General features: G+C 56.0%; 9 protein-coding genes. 7 read left to right on the top strand and 2 right to left on the bottom strand.

All coding sequences use genetic code 11. The annotated features are described in order from the left end of the window. The first annotated feature begins 34 nt into the window (after positions 1 to 34). The 3 genes from tldD to aroG all read left to right on the top strand — a co-directional run bounded on the left by tldD (position 35) and on the right by aroG (position 3,171). Positions 35 to 1,498 (top strand): metalloprotease TldD, encoded by a 1,464-nt coding sequence (gene tldD, locus V8J88_RS14750; RefSeq protein ID WP_338844925.1) that lies wholly within the window; start codon positions 35 to 37, stop codon positions 1,496 to 1,498. A 198-nt stretch (positions 1,499 to 1,696) separates the two neighbouring features. Then, entirely contained in the window at positions 1,697 to 1,969 is a 273-nt protein-coding gene (locus tag V8J88_RS14745; protein WP_338844923.1) for a hypothetical protein, read from the top strand. A 131-nt stretch (positions 1,970 to 2,100) separates the two neighbouring features. After that, on the top strand, positions 2,101 to 3,171 hold the full coding sequence (aroG, locus tag V8J88_RS14740; RefSeq protein ID WP_338849891.1) for a 3-deoxy-7-phosphoheptulonate synthase AroG: 1,071 nt from the start codon (positions 2,101 to 2,103) through the stop codon (positions 3,169 to 3,171). Positions 3,172 to 3,296: 125 nt separating this feature from the next. Here the strand turns inward: aroG and V8J88_RS14735 are convergent, their stop codons facing one another. Both V8J88_RS14735 and V8J88_RS14730 read right to left on the bottom strand, forming a co-directional pair. Then, on the bottom strand, positions 3,297 to 6,095 hold the full coding sequence (locus V8J88_RS14735; RefSeq protein ID WP_338844921.1) for a TonB-dependent receptor: 2,799 nt from the start codon (positions 6,093 to 6,095) through the stop codon (positions 3,297 to 3,299). 443 nt (positions 6,096 to 6,538) lie between these two features. After that, positions 6,539 to 9,424: a TonB-dependent receptor gene (locus V8J88_RS14730; RefSeq protein WP_338844919.1), complete on the bottom strand. Its 2,886-nt coding sequence runs from the start codon at positions 9,422 to 9,424 to the stop codon at positions 6,539 to 6,541. Positions 9,425 to 10,006: 582 nt separating this feature from the next. Between V8J88_RS14730 and V8J88_RS14725 the strand changes: the two genes are divergently transcribed. The 4 genes from V8J88_RS14725 to V8J88_RS14710 all read left to right on the top strand — a co-directional run bounded on the left by V8J88_RS14725 (position 10,007) and on the right by V8J88_RS14710 (position 16,660). Beyond that, positions 10,007 to 11,794, top strand: coding sequence for an ABC transporter substrate-binding protein (locus V8J88_RS14725; RefSeq protein ID WP_338844917.1), 1,788 nt, complete (start codon positions 10,007 to 10,009; stop codon positions 11,792 to 11,794). 72 nt (positions 11,795 to 11,866) lie between these two features. Then, positions 11,867 to 13,678: an ABC transporter substrate-binding protein gene (locus V8J88_RS14720; RefSeq protein WP_338844915.1), complete on the top strand. Its 1,812-nt coding sequence runs from the start codon at positions 11,867 to 11,869 to the stop codon at positions 13,676 to 13,678. An 18-nt stretch (positions 13,679 to 13,696) separates the two neighbouring features. Further along, positions 13,697 to 15,712, top strand: coding sequence for a M3 family metallopeptidase (locus tag V8J88_RS14715; protein ID WP_338844913.1), 2,016 nt, complete (start codon positions 13,697 to 13,699; stop codon positions 15,710 to 15,712). A gap of 9 nt (positions 15,713 to 15,721) precedes the next feature. Next, entirely contained in the window at positions 15,722 to 16,660 is a 939-nt protein-coding gene (locus V8J88_RS14710; RefSeq protein ID WP_338844912.1) for an ABC transporter permease, read from the top strand. The last annotated feature ends 13 nt before the right edge of the window (positions 16,661 to 16,673 follow it).

Below are 16,673 nucleotides of genomic sequence, written 5' to 3'. Positions count from 1 at the left end.
AAAATGAAAGAAAGAATTGTACAAAGGCATACCCATGACAGCATTTGAACCGAATTTTTCCAGCCTGGCGATTGCGCGCGAAGTCTTATTGGCGCCAGCCGGCCTGGATGAGTCTGATTTGCAGCGCAGCCTGGCGCATATGTTTGCGCACAAAGTCGATTACGCCGATTTGTATTTTCAATTCACCAAGTCAGAAAGCTGGGGCTTGGAAGAGGGCATAGTGAAAAGCGGCAGTTTTTCGATTGACCAGGGGGTGGGCGTGCGCGCCGTATCGGGCGATAAAACCGCATTCTCATATTCTGATGAAATTTCCGCACCGATTTTGCTGGAAGCCGCAGAAGCCACGCGCACCATTGCGCGCCAGGGCGCCGGCAAGATCAAATTGCCGGGCAGCATGCAGCAGCACGGTGGCCGCAGCCTGTATTTACCGCTCGATCCGCTGGATTCTTTAAGCGCAACCGAAAAAGTGGCTTTGCTTGAACGTCTGGAAAAAATGGCGCGCGCCCTGGACCCGCGCGTCATCCAGGTTATGGCCAGCCTGGCGGGCGAATACGATGTGATTCTGGTGGCGCGCAGCGATGGCGTGCTGGCGGCGGATGTGCGGCCGCTGGTGCGGATCTCGATCCAGGTCATTGTTGAGCAAAACGGGCGGCGCGAAAGCGGCCAGTCCGGCGGCGGGCGGCGCCTGGATTACCGCTATTTCACCGATGATGTTTTGCAAAGCTATGCGCAGCAGGCGGTGCAAACGGCGCTGGTGAATCTGGATGCGCGGCCTGCTCCAGCCGGCCCGATGACGGTGGTGTTGGGGCCGGGCTGGCCCGGTGTGTTGTTGCATGAAGCGATCGGACATGGCCTGGAAGGCGATTTCAACCGTAAAGGCGCCAGCGCATTCTCGGGCCGCATCGGCGAGCGTGTCGCCGCCCCCGGCGTCACCGTGGTTGATGACGGCACCCTGGCGCACCGGCGCGGCTCATTGAATATCGATGATGAGGGCAACCCGACCCAATGCACAACCCTGATTGAAGACGGCTATTTGCGCGGCTATTTGCAAGACAGTTTGAACGCACGCCTGATGAAAAGCGCGATCACCGGCAATGGCCGGCGTGAATCCTTCGCCTGCCTGCCGCTGCCGCGCATGACCAATACCTATATGCTGAATGGGGCCCATACGCGCGAGGAAATTATTCAAAGCGTCAAACATGGTTTGTATGCGGTCAATTTCGGCGGCGGTCAGGTTGATATCACCAGCGGCAAATTCGTTTTCTCGGCCAGCGAAGCTTATATGATCGAGAATGGAAAAGTGACTTATCCGGTCAAGGGCGCAACCCTGATCGGAAATGGCCCTGATGTGCTGCAAAGAGTGAGCATGATAGGTAATGATTTGGAACTCGATGCCGGCGTCGGGGTCTGCGGCAAGGACGGGCAGAGCGTGCCGGTGGGCGTGGGGCAACCCAGTTTGCGGGTGGAAGAACTGACCGTTGGCGGCACCGCCAATTGATCTGTGTCAGCAGGGCGGATGACATGCCGCCCTGTTCTGCCTTGCAGAAATCGCGGCGCTTGATTGCCGCGCTGCATCATAGTCGCTTCGCTATGCCCGGCGAAAGCTTTTTTCTGGCTTCTTAGGCATCACTGTTTGGTTTTGCAGAGAGGTAAAGAAAGCGGAATTCGCTGTTGGCGCTTGCGCGCAGAGTGTTGCGTGATGCAGAACATCGGCAAAAATGCATGGTGTGAGATCTTCGTCGCATTTCAAGCGCCATATTGCAATGCGCAAAAAAGCGCTGAATCTGCTTGCCAAAGCGCGGGAAATTTTGTTATAGTGGTTTTCGCCCCGCACAGTGTGGGGCGTTTTTCCGGTTCAGCCTGCTTTTATGCGGCATTGCGCATTGTGATCATGACTAAATTCTTCTTCTTTTACTTTTACTTTAGCTTTTCCAGTCGTCAGGCGGGGAATTGCGGCCAGCTTATGTAAAAGTAAAAGAAGCAGACCGAAAACAAACCGCCAGCGATGGCGGTTTTTTTTTTACCCCGCGCACTGAGAAAATCGCAAGCAGAACCCAAAGAATCCAACTGAATTGAATTGAACAGAGAGGCCAAAAGATGATGCGTCGCACCGATGACTTACGAATCCGCGAAATGAAGGAGTTGATTCCGCCGTCCCATTTGATCCGCGAATTTTCCGTGACAGAAGCTGCCGGCGAAACCGTCGCCAATGCGCGCGAAAAGCTGCATGCCATCTTGCATGGCATGGATGACCGTGTGATGGTGGTGATCGGGCCATGCTCAATCCATGACACCAAGGCGGCCATGGAATACGCGCGTTTGCTCAGCGAACAGCGCCAGCGCTTTATCGGCGAGCTGGAAATCGTGATGCGGGTATATTTTGAAAAACCGCGCACCACCGTGGGCTGGAAAGGCTTGATCAACGACCCCTATCTGGATAACAGTTTCCGCATCAATGACGGGCTGCGCATGGCGCGTGAAATGCTGCTCGATATCAATGAATTGGGTTTGCCGGCTGGCACCGAGTTTTTGGATGTGATCAGCCCGCAGTACATCGCTGATTTAATTTCCTGGGGCGCAATCGGCGCACGCACCACGGAGTCGCAAGTGCATCGCGAATTGGCGTCCGGCTTGTCCTGCCCGGTCGGCTTTAAAAATGGCACGGATGGCAATGTCAAAATTGCCGCCGAAGCGATCAAGGCCGCATCCCAGCCGCATCATTTCCTCTCCGTCACCAAGGGCGGACATTCGGCGATTGTCTCGACCAACGGGAATGAGGATTGTCATGTGATTTTACGGGGCGGCAAAACCCCGAATTATGATGCCGCCAGCGTTGAAGCGGCTTGCAGCGATCTGGCCAAACTGGGCCTGGCTTCGCGCCTGATGATTGACGCTTCACATGCCAACAGCTCGAAAAAGCCGGAAAACCAAATTCCGGTGTGTGCCGATATCGCCAGCCAGATCGCGGCCGGCAATACCCGCATCGTTGGCGTGATGGTGGAATCGCATCTGAAAGCCGGGCGTCAGGATCTGGTTCCGGGCAAGGAACTGGAATACGGCAAATCCGTCACCGATGGCTGCATTGATTGGGCCGCCAGCGTGGCGGTATTGGAAAATCTGGCGCAGTCCGTGCGCGAGCGCCGTTTGCGGGTGATCGGCGCAGAAAAATAAACCTGTCCATGGTGAAAAAAACGCAGCCATTGCGGCTGCGTTTTTTTATGCCCGCCTTGCCTGTTCGGTGCGGGCAATAAAAAACCCCGCCTTGCGGCGGGGTTTTCACATCCACAACGACAAGATTAGAACTTGTAGCTGCCTTGGATGTAGAAGGTGCGACCCAGCGAGCTTGCATAACGCGGATCGTAACCCAGTTGGTGAGAACCGGTGTTACGCAGCGACAGCGGAGGCTCTTTGTCGAACACGTTGATGATACCGCCGGTCAAGGTCAGGTTCTTGTTCCAGCGATACACGGTTTGCCAGTCGAGCGTGGTGTAGTCAGGCACATCCAGACGGATATCAACCGGGGTGCCGGACGGTTGCTCGGTCACAGCGCCGTTAGCCTTCTTGTGCTCTTTGTCCTTGTAACCGTTCTTGTAGTTCACGGTAGCCGAGTGGGTCCATGCTGCATTGTCCCAGGTCAGGTTGAACTTGAAGATGTTACGGAACTGTACTGCGGAATCCGGGCCGTATTGATCCAGGCTGGTGGACCAATCAGCATCGTTGCTCGAACGATAGCGCGATTTCAGCAGATGGGTGCCTTGGAAGGTACCGACCAGACGGCCATCAAACACTTTACCGGAAGCGCTGAACTCATAGTCCAGACCTTGGTACTGAGCGCTTGCCAGGTTGGCCGGCGCCAGCAGGTAGGCCAGATAGGTTTCGCCACCCGGCTTGGTCTTGGTGGTGAACAGCGAGATGTGTTTAGCCGGATTGGCGAAGTATTCGGCTTCGTCCACAGCTTGAATCGCATCTTCGATTTCCACGCTCCACAGATCCAGCTTGGCAGTCATCCAATCAACCGGTTGGAAGCCCACGCCGATAGACCATTGCTTGGATTTTTCCGGCGCCAGATTGGCATTGCCGCCACGGAAAGCTTCAACCTGAGCCTTGGCGTATTTGTTGCGGCCGTCAGCTTCTTTGCCGATAACCGGGCAGAAGGAAGCCAGCGGATGCGAACCCAAACCGTTTTCAGCAGTGATCGGGCAAGCATAGGTGCCGCCGCTGACGCCCCAGTCTTCACGGGTGCCGGCGATTTGTTGCATGGTGCCGACTTTGAAGCCGGTGCCGTATGCAGCGCGCGCATAGAATTGCTTGCTCGGCGTGAACTTCATCGAGACCTTGTAGGTGCTCTTGGACTGGGTGCTGCCGTAGGTTTTCTTCTCAACCGTGTTTTCGGTTGCGCCGATGGAGTCATAGCGCAGCGAAGCGGAAGCTTCCAATTGCTTGGTGAACGGCAGGTTCATTTCAGCAAAGGCGCCCCAGTTGGAACGCTTGAAGCCGTCATCGACCTTCGGATCTTCAAACAGAATCAGCGCGTCTTCCGCCACTTTGGCGTAGTCAGTGCCGTACTTGGTGTGACGATAGTCAGCGCCAAACGCCAGCGCAGCGCTGCCGCCGCCCAAGGCGAACAGTTCGCGCGAAGCGGCAAAGTCAGCTGCAGTCATGCGCACGGTCTGGGTGGAGTAGTTACCCTTGAATCCGGTGCCCAGCAGCAGTGCTTTCTGGTCAGCCGGCATTTCGCCCAGCTTGTACTTGAACACGTCCAGCTTGCCGGAGTTGATCAGCGTGGTGAATTCAGCATCCAGCGGGAAGCCGCCGGTGTAGTCATTGGTTTGTTTGTTCTCGGAGAACACCAAACCGGCTTTCAGATCCCAGCCCATGGCTTCGCCAGCCACTTCGCCTACCCAGTGGGTGGCTTTGGTGCCGTAGTCATAGGAACGGCCGCCCATTTCAAACAGACGATACTTGACCAGCACCGATTTCACATCAGCGTCTTGTTCAGCGGTCAGGTAAGGTTTGATGTACGGAGCGTACAGCGGGGAAGCTTTGGTGATGCGGAAGTCAGCCGGATACGGTGCGATACGCGCATTGATGTGCGCATCGGTGTAGGAGAACGTGCCCTTGGCGGTGAAACCGGTCTTGCCCAGTTTGATGGCGCCGTTGGCGAAGAAGGCGTCACGCTTTTGTTCCGGGTAGATTTCCACGGTGGAAGCGTAGTCGAAATAGCACTGACCGTCGCCGAAAGCATCAACGTTGCGCGCTGCGCAGCCGCCGTTTGCCAGCGCGAACGGATTCAGATTCTTCGGCACCGGGGTGCTGTTGAAGGTCACGGTTGCATTCGGCGGAATGCCACGGGAAGAACCGTTGAAGAAGCGCAGGGTCTTGCCGCCGTGTTGGAAGTTGATGATACCGGTCTTGGCGAAGTCGCGGTCAGCAGCTTTCAACTGTTTGTTTTCGTCGTGCGCATAGGAAACCATGGCGCTGAAGCCGTCAGCTTCCAGATCGCCCCAGCCCTTGCTCAGGCCCAGATTCCAGCTTTCGCCTCCGGTTTTTTGCGGCTTGGAGGTCTTCAGGGTGATTTCAAAAGGAGAAGCGCCTTTTTTCAGGATGAAGTTGACCACGCCGGCGATCGCGTCAGCGCCGTACACAGCGGATGCGCCGTCGGTCAGCACTTCGATGCGTTCCACTGCGGACAGCGGGATCGAGTTCAAGTCAATGGTGCTGCCGGAGTTGGCCGGAGCGATACGGCGGCCATTCAACAGAACCAGGGTGTATTGTTCGCCTACGCCATGGATGGAAGCGGTGGTGATGCCGCCGCCGCCGCCGCCAACCGAGTCAGTCGCAGCAGTAAAGCCTTGCATTGCCGGCAATTGCTGGATGAAGTCGGTAACGGAAGACACGCCAGTCTTCTGGATGTCTTTTTGGCTGAAGGTTTGCACCGGCAGCGTGGTTTCAGAGGTGATGCTGCGACGGATGCTGGAACCGAGCACTTCAACCTTTTGCACTTCCTGTGCAAAAGCGGTGTAGGGCACGGCAACCGCCAAGCCGCCTGCGAACACCAGACGCAGCGTGCGGGACAACACGGTTTCTTTGATCATGCTTACTCCTAGGGTAAAAGACGCAACCTGTACGAAGCGGATGGCTTCGACCAGATTTTGTTTATGGATTGTGACTTCTATCGCTTGGTCGGCGCGTTTGAAATTTAAATGCAGGACTAAAATTTCTAACCCCGCTATCAGACCATCGGGTCGGTTACATGTCAACAAGAAAACTTACAATTTTGCGGAAAAACAACACATTTTCTTAACATCTATCCACGGAGTTTGGCGATTTTTGGCGAATTTCATGGATTTTGCTGCAGAAATGCGTTTTTTTGAGAGTTATTTATAACTCGGATTGGATTTAAATTGCTGCAATGCAATAGTGGATTTCAAGAGAGGGGATGCAAAAATCTGTTATCAAAATGTTGCTGTGCAAAAGAAAAAACCGGCGGGTTTTCACCCGCCGGTTGTAACTATGTCACTGAACTGCAACAAGCAGATCAGAACTTGTAACGGGCGCGCAGATAATACGTGCGACCCAGAGGATTGACATTCTTTTCATCGTAACCAACCTGGAAGCCGGCCGATTTACGCGAAGACGGCGGATCCTGGTCGAAGATGTTGCGGATACCGAAGGTGATGTCCAGGTTCTTCACGCCATTCCAGCTGACTTGGGTATCGAAGGTGCTGTAAGCGCCCACGGTGCGTTCAGCCGGATAATCCGCGCCGATCGAAGCCGGATCCGTAAAGTCTTTATAAGAAGACGTGTAGTTATGGGTGATCGAAGCCGACCATGGTTTCATATCCCATGCCATGGTCAAGCCATGACGCCAGCGCGGCACAGAACCGAAGTCCTTATACGCGCCATTGTCGCTGACCGAAGCCAGGCCCGGATATTGATAACCGTGACGGGTGTAATACGTGCCGTCCAGGTTGACGCTCCAATTCCCCATGCTGGCGGTTTTGTGCTTGTAGTTCAGGTTGATGTCGATCCCGGATGCGAAAATCGAGGCCGTGTTTTCGTAAGGCAGGAACACATAGGCCAGCGGGAAATTCACATTGGTCGAACCGGACATCGCGCCGGTTTGCTTGCCATCATCCACCCAGCCATTCTTGAACGGTTTGCTGCCGTCAGCGGCAGTGTAGTTCGGGTCATAGCGGTAGAAATATTTCTGATTGGCGACCGGATCGCTCATCACCTGGATCTCAGATTTCTGAATGATGGCGTCGGAAATATCCACTTTCCAGAAATCCAGCGAGCCGCTCAAAGTGCTGGTCGGCTGGAACACAAAGCCCAGGGTGTATTGCTTGGACTTTTCCGGTTGCAGATTCATATCGCCAACGGTGGCGGTGGTGAGCTGGATTTCGCACTCATCCTGAATCACGCCAACCGGGGTGCTGGTGTTGCTGATCGGGCGGCCATTCGGGCAGCGCAGCGGATCGCTGAAGCTGCCGCCGGTCGCGCCGCCGGATGTGAAGGGACGCAGGTTTTCATACAGCGTCGGGGCGCGGTAGCCCTGGCCGTAAGAAGCGCGCACCATGATTTCCTTGCTCGGCGTGAAGCGCAGCGACAATTTCGGGCTGACTTTGCTGAAAGACACGCCGAAATTATTGTTCAGGCGGTCATAGCGGGCAGCGGCCTGGATTTCCAGGTCTTTGTATACTTGCCAGCTCAATTCGCCAAACAGGCCGAGCACATTCCGGCTGCCGGTCACGCCAGGCACCGGGCCGTCGCCGCCCACCGGGTCGCCGGAGGCCAGCACCGGGAGGGAGATCTGTTCCAGATCTTCACGGCGGTACGATACGCCGGTCGCCAGCGCCACCGAGCCGCCATTCGACAGCTTGGCCAGTTCGCGCGAGATGCGCAGATCGAATTCCTTGGATTCGGAAACCGCTTTGCGCTGATCGCCGTACAGGCGGGCCGATTCCAGCGCCGCCATCGACTTGGCGTCCTGCGCGCCGAAGATATTGATTTCACCGGATTCCAGCAACGGGGTCAGCTTGGCGTAGCTGTATTGGCCCGGGCCGAAGGAAACCGTGCCTTCATTGCGCGAGAAAGTCAGGCCGGTGTCATAGTCCCAGCCGGCGAACTCACCCTTGGCGCCGAGCAGCCAGCGCTGATTGACGGTGACAGTTTCGTCATGACGGCCGCCGCCCGGCACGGTACGCCAGCGGCCTGCGATGGCGCCGCTCGGCGTCACATCCATATCCGCATTCAGTACGGTGTCGCTGGCCAGCACAGTGCCGTCCGGCATTTTATGGCCGGCTTTCAGCGTCATGCCCTTGGGCAGCGTCACTTTGCTGGGGTAGAAGCGGCCGCTTTGCGGGTAGCCGGCAAACGGGTTGGTAAATGGCGCCGGCGAGTAAGCCGAAATCAGATAGTCGCGCGTGATTGCGCCTTCAGCGTACAGCTCATGGTTTTCACTGAGCCTGTGCACCAGACGGCCAACCAGGTTGTCATGGTCCACTGCCGGCACGATGTCGATGTATTTCACATAGTCGGTGCCGCACTCGGTAGCGTTACGCACCACCAACGCCATTTCCGGGAAATCGCAGTTTTTATGACGGTAAGGATTGATGCTGGTGTATTGATTGCCCAGCGTGTCCTTGAAAGTCAGATTCGGGATGCCGTTACGGGCTGAAGAATTGTTGATGCCCAGATCATCGCGCTTGGCGGTGTTGGCGAAGCTGCGGTCGCGCGCACGCAGTTTTTCATTTTCTTCGCGGTTTGCGCTGAGGAAGAAATTGAATTTATCGGTGTTCAGATCGCCCCAGCCGCCGGAGAAATTGATGCTGCGGGTGTTGCCGCCGCCGGATTGGCTGACGTTGGTGGCGTACACGCTGGCTTCCATGCCACGGAAGTCTTTGCGCAGAATGAAGTTGATGACGCCGGCGATTGCGTCTGCGCCATACAGGGAAGAGGCGCCGTCGCGCAGCACTTCCACACGTTCAATCGCGGAAATCGGGATCGAGTTCAAGTCAACCGGCGAATTACCGAAGGCATAGTTGGCGACGCGGCGGCCATTCAACAGCACCAGGGTGTATTTCGGGCCGAGCTGACGCAGATTGGCGGTGGACGCATTGCCGGTCACGCCAACGTTGCTGGCGACCACGGTGCCGCCAAAGTTGGACGGGATCATCGCCACCAGATCTTGCGCCGTGGTGGCGCCGGTGCGGTCGATGTCTTCACGCTTGATCACAGTAACCGGCAGTTGTTCGGTCTGGGTGCGCGGAATTGCGGTGCCGGTAATCACCACACGTTGGGCTTTTTCTTCCGGCTTGGCGTCTTGTGCTTGTACGGAATAGGCAAACAGGCCAAGGCCAAGCGCCACGCCGCCCGCAAAACTGGTGCGGACTGCGCGTGACAAAACTGTTTCAATCATCATCCAGACTCCTTGGGAAGTGATGCGCGGCTTGATTCTTTGGGGACATTGCCGCGCTGTTTGTAGTGTGTCGATACACCGAAAGAGGTGTTCTTCTGTAAAGCTTACGTGTGCGCAAACTTGAGGACAGATAGGATCATCAAATCAGGATTTCTGTCAACTGTTGGTGCATAAGTCTGTGCGTGGAAACAACAGTGTTTCAGGATGGCAAATTTCTTTCAGGGACGGTTTTTTTCATGCTGCGCTGCGATAAGGCGCGCCGCAGGGAAAACCGATGGCCTCGATGCAGCCTCAGGCTGTGGCGGATTTTTTGTTAAGGGACAGAGATTTAGGCGTTGGCGGAATGTACAGCAGTTTTATATTGCGTTGCAGCAAAAACAAATTGAAACATTTCCAGCCCTTTGCCAAATTTTCCTCATATCTGCATTTCTGCCCATTCACTGCGCCGCGAATATGCGCTATCGTTACGCCTTTTTTGGCCACATGGATTTTTGCGGCGGCTTTGTTGCGCGCAAACATGTTGACGGATTAACAAGCCCGAGACCCGGGTGTAGCAAGGAGGCGTGGTCTGGCATGCAAGCTTTAATGGGAAAAATTGGTAAATATATAGGTGCGGGCGTACTCGCCGCAGCTATCTCTGTTTCCTTCAGTCCGGCCGCTCTGGCCGCAGCAAACAATGCAGATCCGAACAAGGTCTTGCGCGTGGCGTTTCCGGCGGCGGACGCCGGCTTTGATTTGATCAAAACGTCCAATCAATACTCCAACTGGGTTGGCGAAGTGATTTTTGAAACACTTCTGACCTATGATTATCTGGCGATGCCCGCCAAACTGATTCCCAAGACGGCAGTCGCCATGCCGCAGGCAGAAGATGGCGGCAAAACCTATACCGTGCACATCCGCAAGGGCATTTACTTCACGCCTGATCCTGCCTTCAATGGCAAACCGCGTGAATTGACGGCGGAAGATTACGTTTATACCTTCAAACGCGTGCTGGATCCGGCAGTGCGTTCGCAAGTCACCAATTTCCTCGATGGCAAACTGGTCGGTCTGGATGAGCTGGCCGAGGCGGCCAAGAAAACCGGCAAGTTTGACTATGATGCCAAGATTCCCGGGATTGAAGCGCTGGATCGCTACACCATCCGTTTCCGCTTGAAACAGCAAGACTACAATTTCCTGTTCACCCTGGCTTACAGCGGCTTTGGCGCGATGGCGCGCGAAGTGGTGGAAAAATATGGCCAGGATATCGGCATGCACCCGGTCGGCACCGGCCCGTATATGCTGGAAAAATACGTGCCGGGCAGCAAGGTGATTTTGAAGGTGAACCCGGATTACCCGGCGTTTGAGTGGAATTTCCAGGCCATGACCGAGCGCGACAAAAAGCTGGCGCAGCAGGCCAAGGGCAAGAAGTTCCCGCAAATCGGTCGGGTGGAAGTGAATATCATGGAGGAAGAGCAGCCGCGCTGGCTGGCCTTCCAGGATAAGCAGATTGACCTTGATATGCTGCCGCAAGCGGTGGCGCCGGGCGTGATGAACGGCGACAAACTCAAGCCGGAATACGCCAAGCAAAACATTGACCTGTTCCGCGTCACCGATCCGGAAATCACCTACTGGTCCTTCAACCTGAAAGACCCGGTGATTGGCGGCTACAGCAAGGAAAAAATCGCCCTGCGCCGCGCGCTTGGCATGGTGTACAGCATTGATGAGGAAATCGAAAAAGTGCGCAAGGGACAGGCTGTGCGCGCCCATCAAATCGTACCGGTCGGGATTCTCGGGCATGATCCGAAATACCGCAGCAGCAATGGCTACAACATCGAGCTGGCGAATAAATTGCTCGACCGCTTCGGCTACAAGCGCGGCGCCGATGGCTTCCGCATGACCCCGGATGGCAAACCGCTGACGATTGAAATCCGCTCCGAAGCCACTTCCACCTCCAAAATCTTCCAGGAAATCTGGAAGCGCGGCATGGACCAGGTCGGTCTGCGCGGCAACTTCACCACCGGCAATTTCCCCGACAATATGAAGGCGGCGAAAGAGTGCAAGATCCCGATCTGGGGCAGCGCCTGGGGCGCCGACATTCCGGACGGCGAAAACTTCGTGCAATTGCTGTACAGCCGCAATATCAACGCCAGCAATAATTCCTGTTACGAAAACGAGCACTACGACAAACTGTATCGCCAGGCGATTGCCTTGCCGCACGGGCCAGAACGCTACAAGCTGTATCAGGAAATGAACCGCCAGATGGAAGGCGACAACCCGATCACCCTGCAAACGTCACGCATCCGCAACTGGGTCATCCAACCCTGGGTCAAGGGCTTCAAGAAACATCCCATTTTGCATGGCATGTGGGAACTGTTGGACATCGAGAAGCACTAAGGCACGAATCAAAAAAAGCGCCGGTTTCGCGCCGGCAGCTCCCGGATCTGCAATCGAGAGGAAAAAACAAGTATGAAACTGAAGTGGATTAGCCAAGCCCTGCTGGCGGCGGCGCTGGCTGTGCCGGCCGCGCCCGGCTTTGCGACCGAAGGCCCGGATATGAACAAGGTCTTGCGCGCCGTGTTCCCGGCCCCGGAAACCGGGTTTGACCCGGCCCTGGTGCGCGACCTGTATTCCGGCAATGTGGTGCAGGCGATTTACGAGACGCTCTATACCTACGACTATATGGCGCGTCCGGCCAAGGTGGCGACGAAAACCGCCGAAGCCCTGCCGGAAATCAGCCCGGACGGCAAAACTTACACGATCCGCCTCAAGAAGGGGATTTACTTCGCTGACGATCCGGTGTTCGGCGGCAAGAAGCGCGAACTGACGGTGGAAGATTATGTGTATTCCTTCAAGCGTCTGTTCGATCCGAAGCTGGCTTCCCCGCATATGTGGTTGTTCGAGGGCAAGGTCAAAGGTCTGGATGAATGGGCTGAAGCCGCCAAAAAGGCCGGCAAAGCCGATATGAACGCCAAGATCGAAGGCTTTGAAGTGGTGGACAAATACACCCTCAAAATCCATCTCAAGCAAACTGAATTCAATCTGGCCATGATTCTGGCGCACGAGCCGACCGTGGCGGTGGCGCGTGAAGTGGTGGAAAAATATGGCGATGCGCAGGGCGGCGTGATGGCGCATCCGGTCGGCACCGGCCCCTATCGCCTGACCAAATGGGTGCGCGGCGCCTCCATTTCGCTCGAAGCGAATCCGAATTACCGTGGCAAGATTTGGGATTTTGAGCCGGGCAGCGACCCGGAAGACCAGCAATTGGTGGCGGAAATGAAGGGCAAGCGCCTGCCGCGCATCGGCAAGGTGGAAATCGCCGTGATGGTGGAAGATCAATCGCGCTGGCTGTCATTCCAAAACAATGAATGCGATCTGGTTGAGCTGCAAGGGCCGCTGGCGCCGAAAGCCATTGTGGATGGCAAGCTGCGTCCCGAATTTGCAGCCAAGGGCGTGCGCCTGTCGCGCATCATCGATCCGGAAATCAGTTACTACTACTGGAATATGCGTGATCCGGTGGTGGGCGGCAACAGCAAGGAAAAAATCGCCCTGCGCCGCGCAATTGCGATGGCGCACAATGTGGATGAGGAAATCCGCATCGTCTGGAACAATGAGGCCGTGGCCTTGCAATACCCGATCCCGCCCGGCGTAGTGGGACATGACCCGAATTACAAGAGCATGCTGCAGTACGATCCGGCGGCGGCGAATGCCTTGCTGGACAAATTCGGCTACAAAAAAGGCAAAGACGGCTACCGCACCATGCCGGATGGTAAGCCGCTGGTGATCAAATACACCGCGCGCGCCGATGGCCAGGGCCAGCAGCAGTCTGAAATGTGGAAAAAATCCTTCGACAAAATCAGCGTCCGCATGGAAGGCGATAAACGCCCCTTCCCCGATATTCTGAAAGCAGAAAAAGAATGCCAGCTGATGACCCGCACCAATCCCTGGATTGCCGACTACCCGGATGGCGACAACTTTATGATGCTGTTCGCCGGTAAAAACATCCATCAAAACAATAACGGCTGCTTCCAGAACGACGAATACGACAAGCTGTATGCGCAATCGGCCTCGATGCCGGCAGGCCCTGAGCGTGACGCCTTGTACCGCAAAATGGCGCGCATCATGGAAGTCTATGCCTCCAACCGCATCGGTTATGCGCGTTACCGCAATATGCTGGCGCAGCCGCATGTGCAGGGCTATAAGAAACATCCCATCCTGCATCAGGAATGGCTGTACATCGATATCGATCCCAAAAAAGCCGCGACTTCCGGAAAACTATAACCCGCTCCCAGGAACCCCATGAAAATGTCGTCCCTTTCCCTGTCCATCGCCAGCGCTATGCTGGCCATGGCGCTCAGCCCGACAGCGCTGGCGGCAGACGCCAAGCGTCCGCTGTTGCCTGTCCCCACTGAAAAGCAAATCGCACCGATGTGCGAAGCCGCGCTGAAAAAAGCGCAAACCCAGGTTGCGCGCATTGAAAAAAGCGCCGCGCCGAAAGATGCCGCCGCCAGCCGCAAGCTGTACGCCGCGCTGGATCAAGTGCAAATCGCGATTGAAGATCTGGTCGGCGGACTGGACTTGATCGCCAATGTTTCGCCAGATCCCAAAGTGCGCGCTGCGGCAGAACCCTGCCTGGTCAAGGTCAATGCCTGGGGCACCGAGCTGTTCCAAAATGACAAGCTGTATCAATTGGTCAAGGCCTCCACGCCCGGCGACGAAGTGGACGCCAAACTGCGTCAAGACCTGATCGACGGTTTTGAAGATACCGGCGTGGGCTTCCCCAAAGAGAAGCAGGAAAAAATGAAAGAGCTGGCGAAAAAGCTCGATCTGCTGTCGCAGGAATTTGCGCGCAACATCCGCGACAACAAAGAAAAGCTGACTTTCACGCCGGAAGAAGTCAAGGGGCTGCCGCAATCCTGGCTGGATGCGGCCAAGAAAGATGAGAAGGGCAATTACGTGGTCGGCTTTGAATACCCGTCCTACAACCCCTTCATGGAATATGCCGATAATGAGGAAGCGCGCAAGCGTTACCAAATCGCTTTCGCCAATCACGGCACTGAAAAGAATCTGGGCTTGCTCAAGCAGGCCATGGAATTGCGGCGCGAGCTGGCCGCCATGTTCGGCTTTAATAACTACGCCGACTATGTCACGCGCCGCCGCATGGCCGGCTCGGCCAGCGCAGTGCGTAAATTCCTGGATGAAGTGCAGGGCGTGGTGACCTCGCTGGAAAAGAAAGAATTGGAAGAACTGCGCCAATTCAAAGCGCAAACCCTGGGTACGAAACTGGAAGAAACCAGCTTCAACCGCTGGGATTTGATGTACTGGCAGCAAAAACTGAAAAACGCGCGTTACAAGCTTGATCAAAACGCGCTGCGCCAATATTTCCCGACCGGCGCGTCGGTTGACTGGGCGCTGGATGTTTCCGCCAAACTGTATGGCGTCAGCTTCAAGCAAGTCAAAGTGCCGACCTGGCATCAAGATGTGCAGTACTACGATGTGTTTGACGCCAAGAGCGGCGCGCGCATCGCCGGCATCTATCTCGATCTGTTCCCGCGCGAAGGCAAATACGGCCATGCCGCCGCCTGGCCTTCACGCGGCTCTTCGACCCTGATCAAGCGCACCCCGATTTCTGTGCTGGTGACCAATTTCGACCGCAAAGGTCTGGATGGCGGCGAACTGGAAACCCTGGTGCACGAATTCGGCCATGTGCTGCACGGCGTGCTCTCGCAAACCCGCTATGTGCGCCACTCCGGCACCAGCGTGGAACTGGATTTCGTCGAAGCGCCGTCGCAAATGTATGAAGAATGGGCGCGCCGCCTGGAATCGCTGGCGAATGTGTCCAAATTCTGCAAACCGGCTTGCCCGACCGTGGATGAAGAATTGGCAAAGCGCATGACAGCTGCGCATAACTACGGGCGCGGGATCCGTTTTGGCCGTCAATTGGTGTATGCGAACTTCGATTTGCAAATCCATGACGACAAAGCGAACGATCCGATGGCGGTATGGCGCGCGGTGGAAGGCGCCACTCCCCTGGGACATGTTCCGGGCACCCACTTCCCGGGACAGTTCGGCCATGTGATGGGCGGCTATGGGGCCGGCTATTACGGCTATATGTGGTCAGAAGTGATGGCGCTGGACATGCTCTCGGCATACAGCGGCAAAATCATGGACCCGGCAGTCGGTATGCGTTACCGCAATATGGTGTTAGGCCGTGGCGGTGAAAAGAAAGGCCGCCAATTGGTTACTGACTTCCTCGGCCGCGAGCCGAACAGCAAGGCATTTTTTGCCGAAATCTCCGGTCAACGCCTGCAATAAGGAGCGAACATGCTTTCATATATTCTGAGGCGCTTGTGGCAGATGCTGCCCACCATGGGCGGCGTGGTGCTGCTGGTGTTTTTCCTGTTTAACTGGGTGGGGGGCGATCCGGCCTATATTCTGGCCGGCAAAATGTCCAACCCGCAACAAATCGCCAATATCCGCGCCCAGCTCGGTATTGACCAGCCTTATTACGTGCAGCTTGGCATTTTCGTCCAGCAAATCGTCACCTTTGACTTCGGCGCCAGCTGGAGCACCGGCGAAAAAGTATCAGCTGTGATCGGCTCCCGTCTCGGGCCTTCGCTGACCGTGCTGATTCCGCTGACCATTCTGGAAACCGTGATCGCGATTGCGCTCGCGCTGGCGGTGGCCTATGTGCGCGGCACCCTGACCGACCGTACCGTGATGGTGCTGTGCACCGTCGCCATGTCGATCTCGATTCTGGTGTACATCATCGTCTTCCAATATGTGCTGGCGTATAAATGGGGCTTGTTCCCGGTGCAGGGCTGGGGCGACAACTTCTTTGAAAACCTGTTCAAATTCGCCGCACTGCCGATTTTGATCGGTCTGGCGGTCAGCATCGCGCCTAACTTACGCTTATTCCGCACCTTCATTCTGGATGAAGTCAATCAAGACTATGTGCGCACCGCACGCGCCAAGGGCATGAGCGAATCGCGCGTGATGTGGGTGCACGTCCTGCGCAACGCCTCGATTCCTATCATCACCCATGTGATGTCGAATCTGCCGGCCTTGCTGATCGGCGCCTTTTTGCTTGAGCGTTTCTTCTCGATTCCTGGCGTGGGCCGTGAAATTCTGCTGGCGGTGGAGCGTTCCGACTTCCCGGTGATCAAGGCGATCACGGTGTATGTCGCAGCGGCCACCATGATCTTCAATCTGTTGACAGACTTGATGTACAAAGCTGTTGACCCGCGCGTCCAACTGAAGTGAGGCAGGAGTAATT

It is taken from the genome of Massilia sp. W12 (assembly GCF_037300705.1).
GTDB lineage: Bacteria > Pseudomonadota > Gammaproteobacteria > Burkholderiales > Burkholderiaceae_D > JACPVY01.
This window is presented reverse-complemented; position numbering and strand designations above follow the sequence as displayed.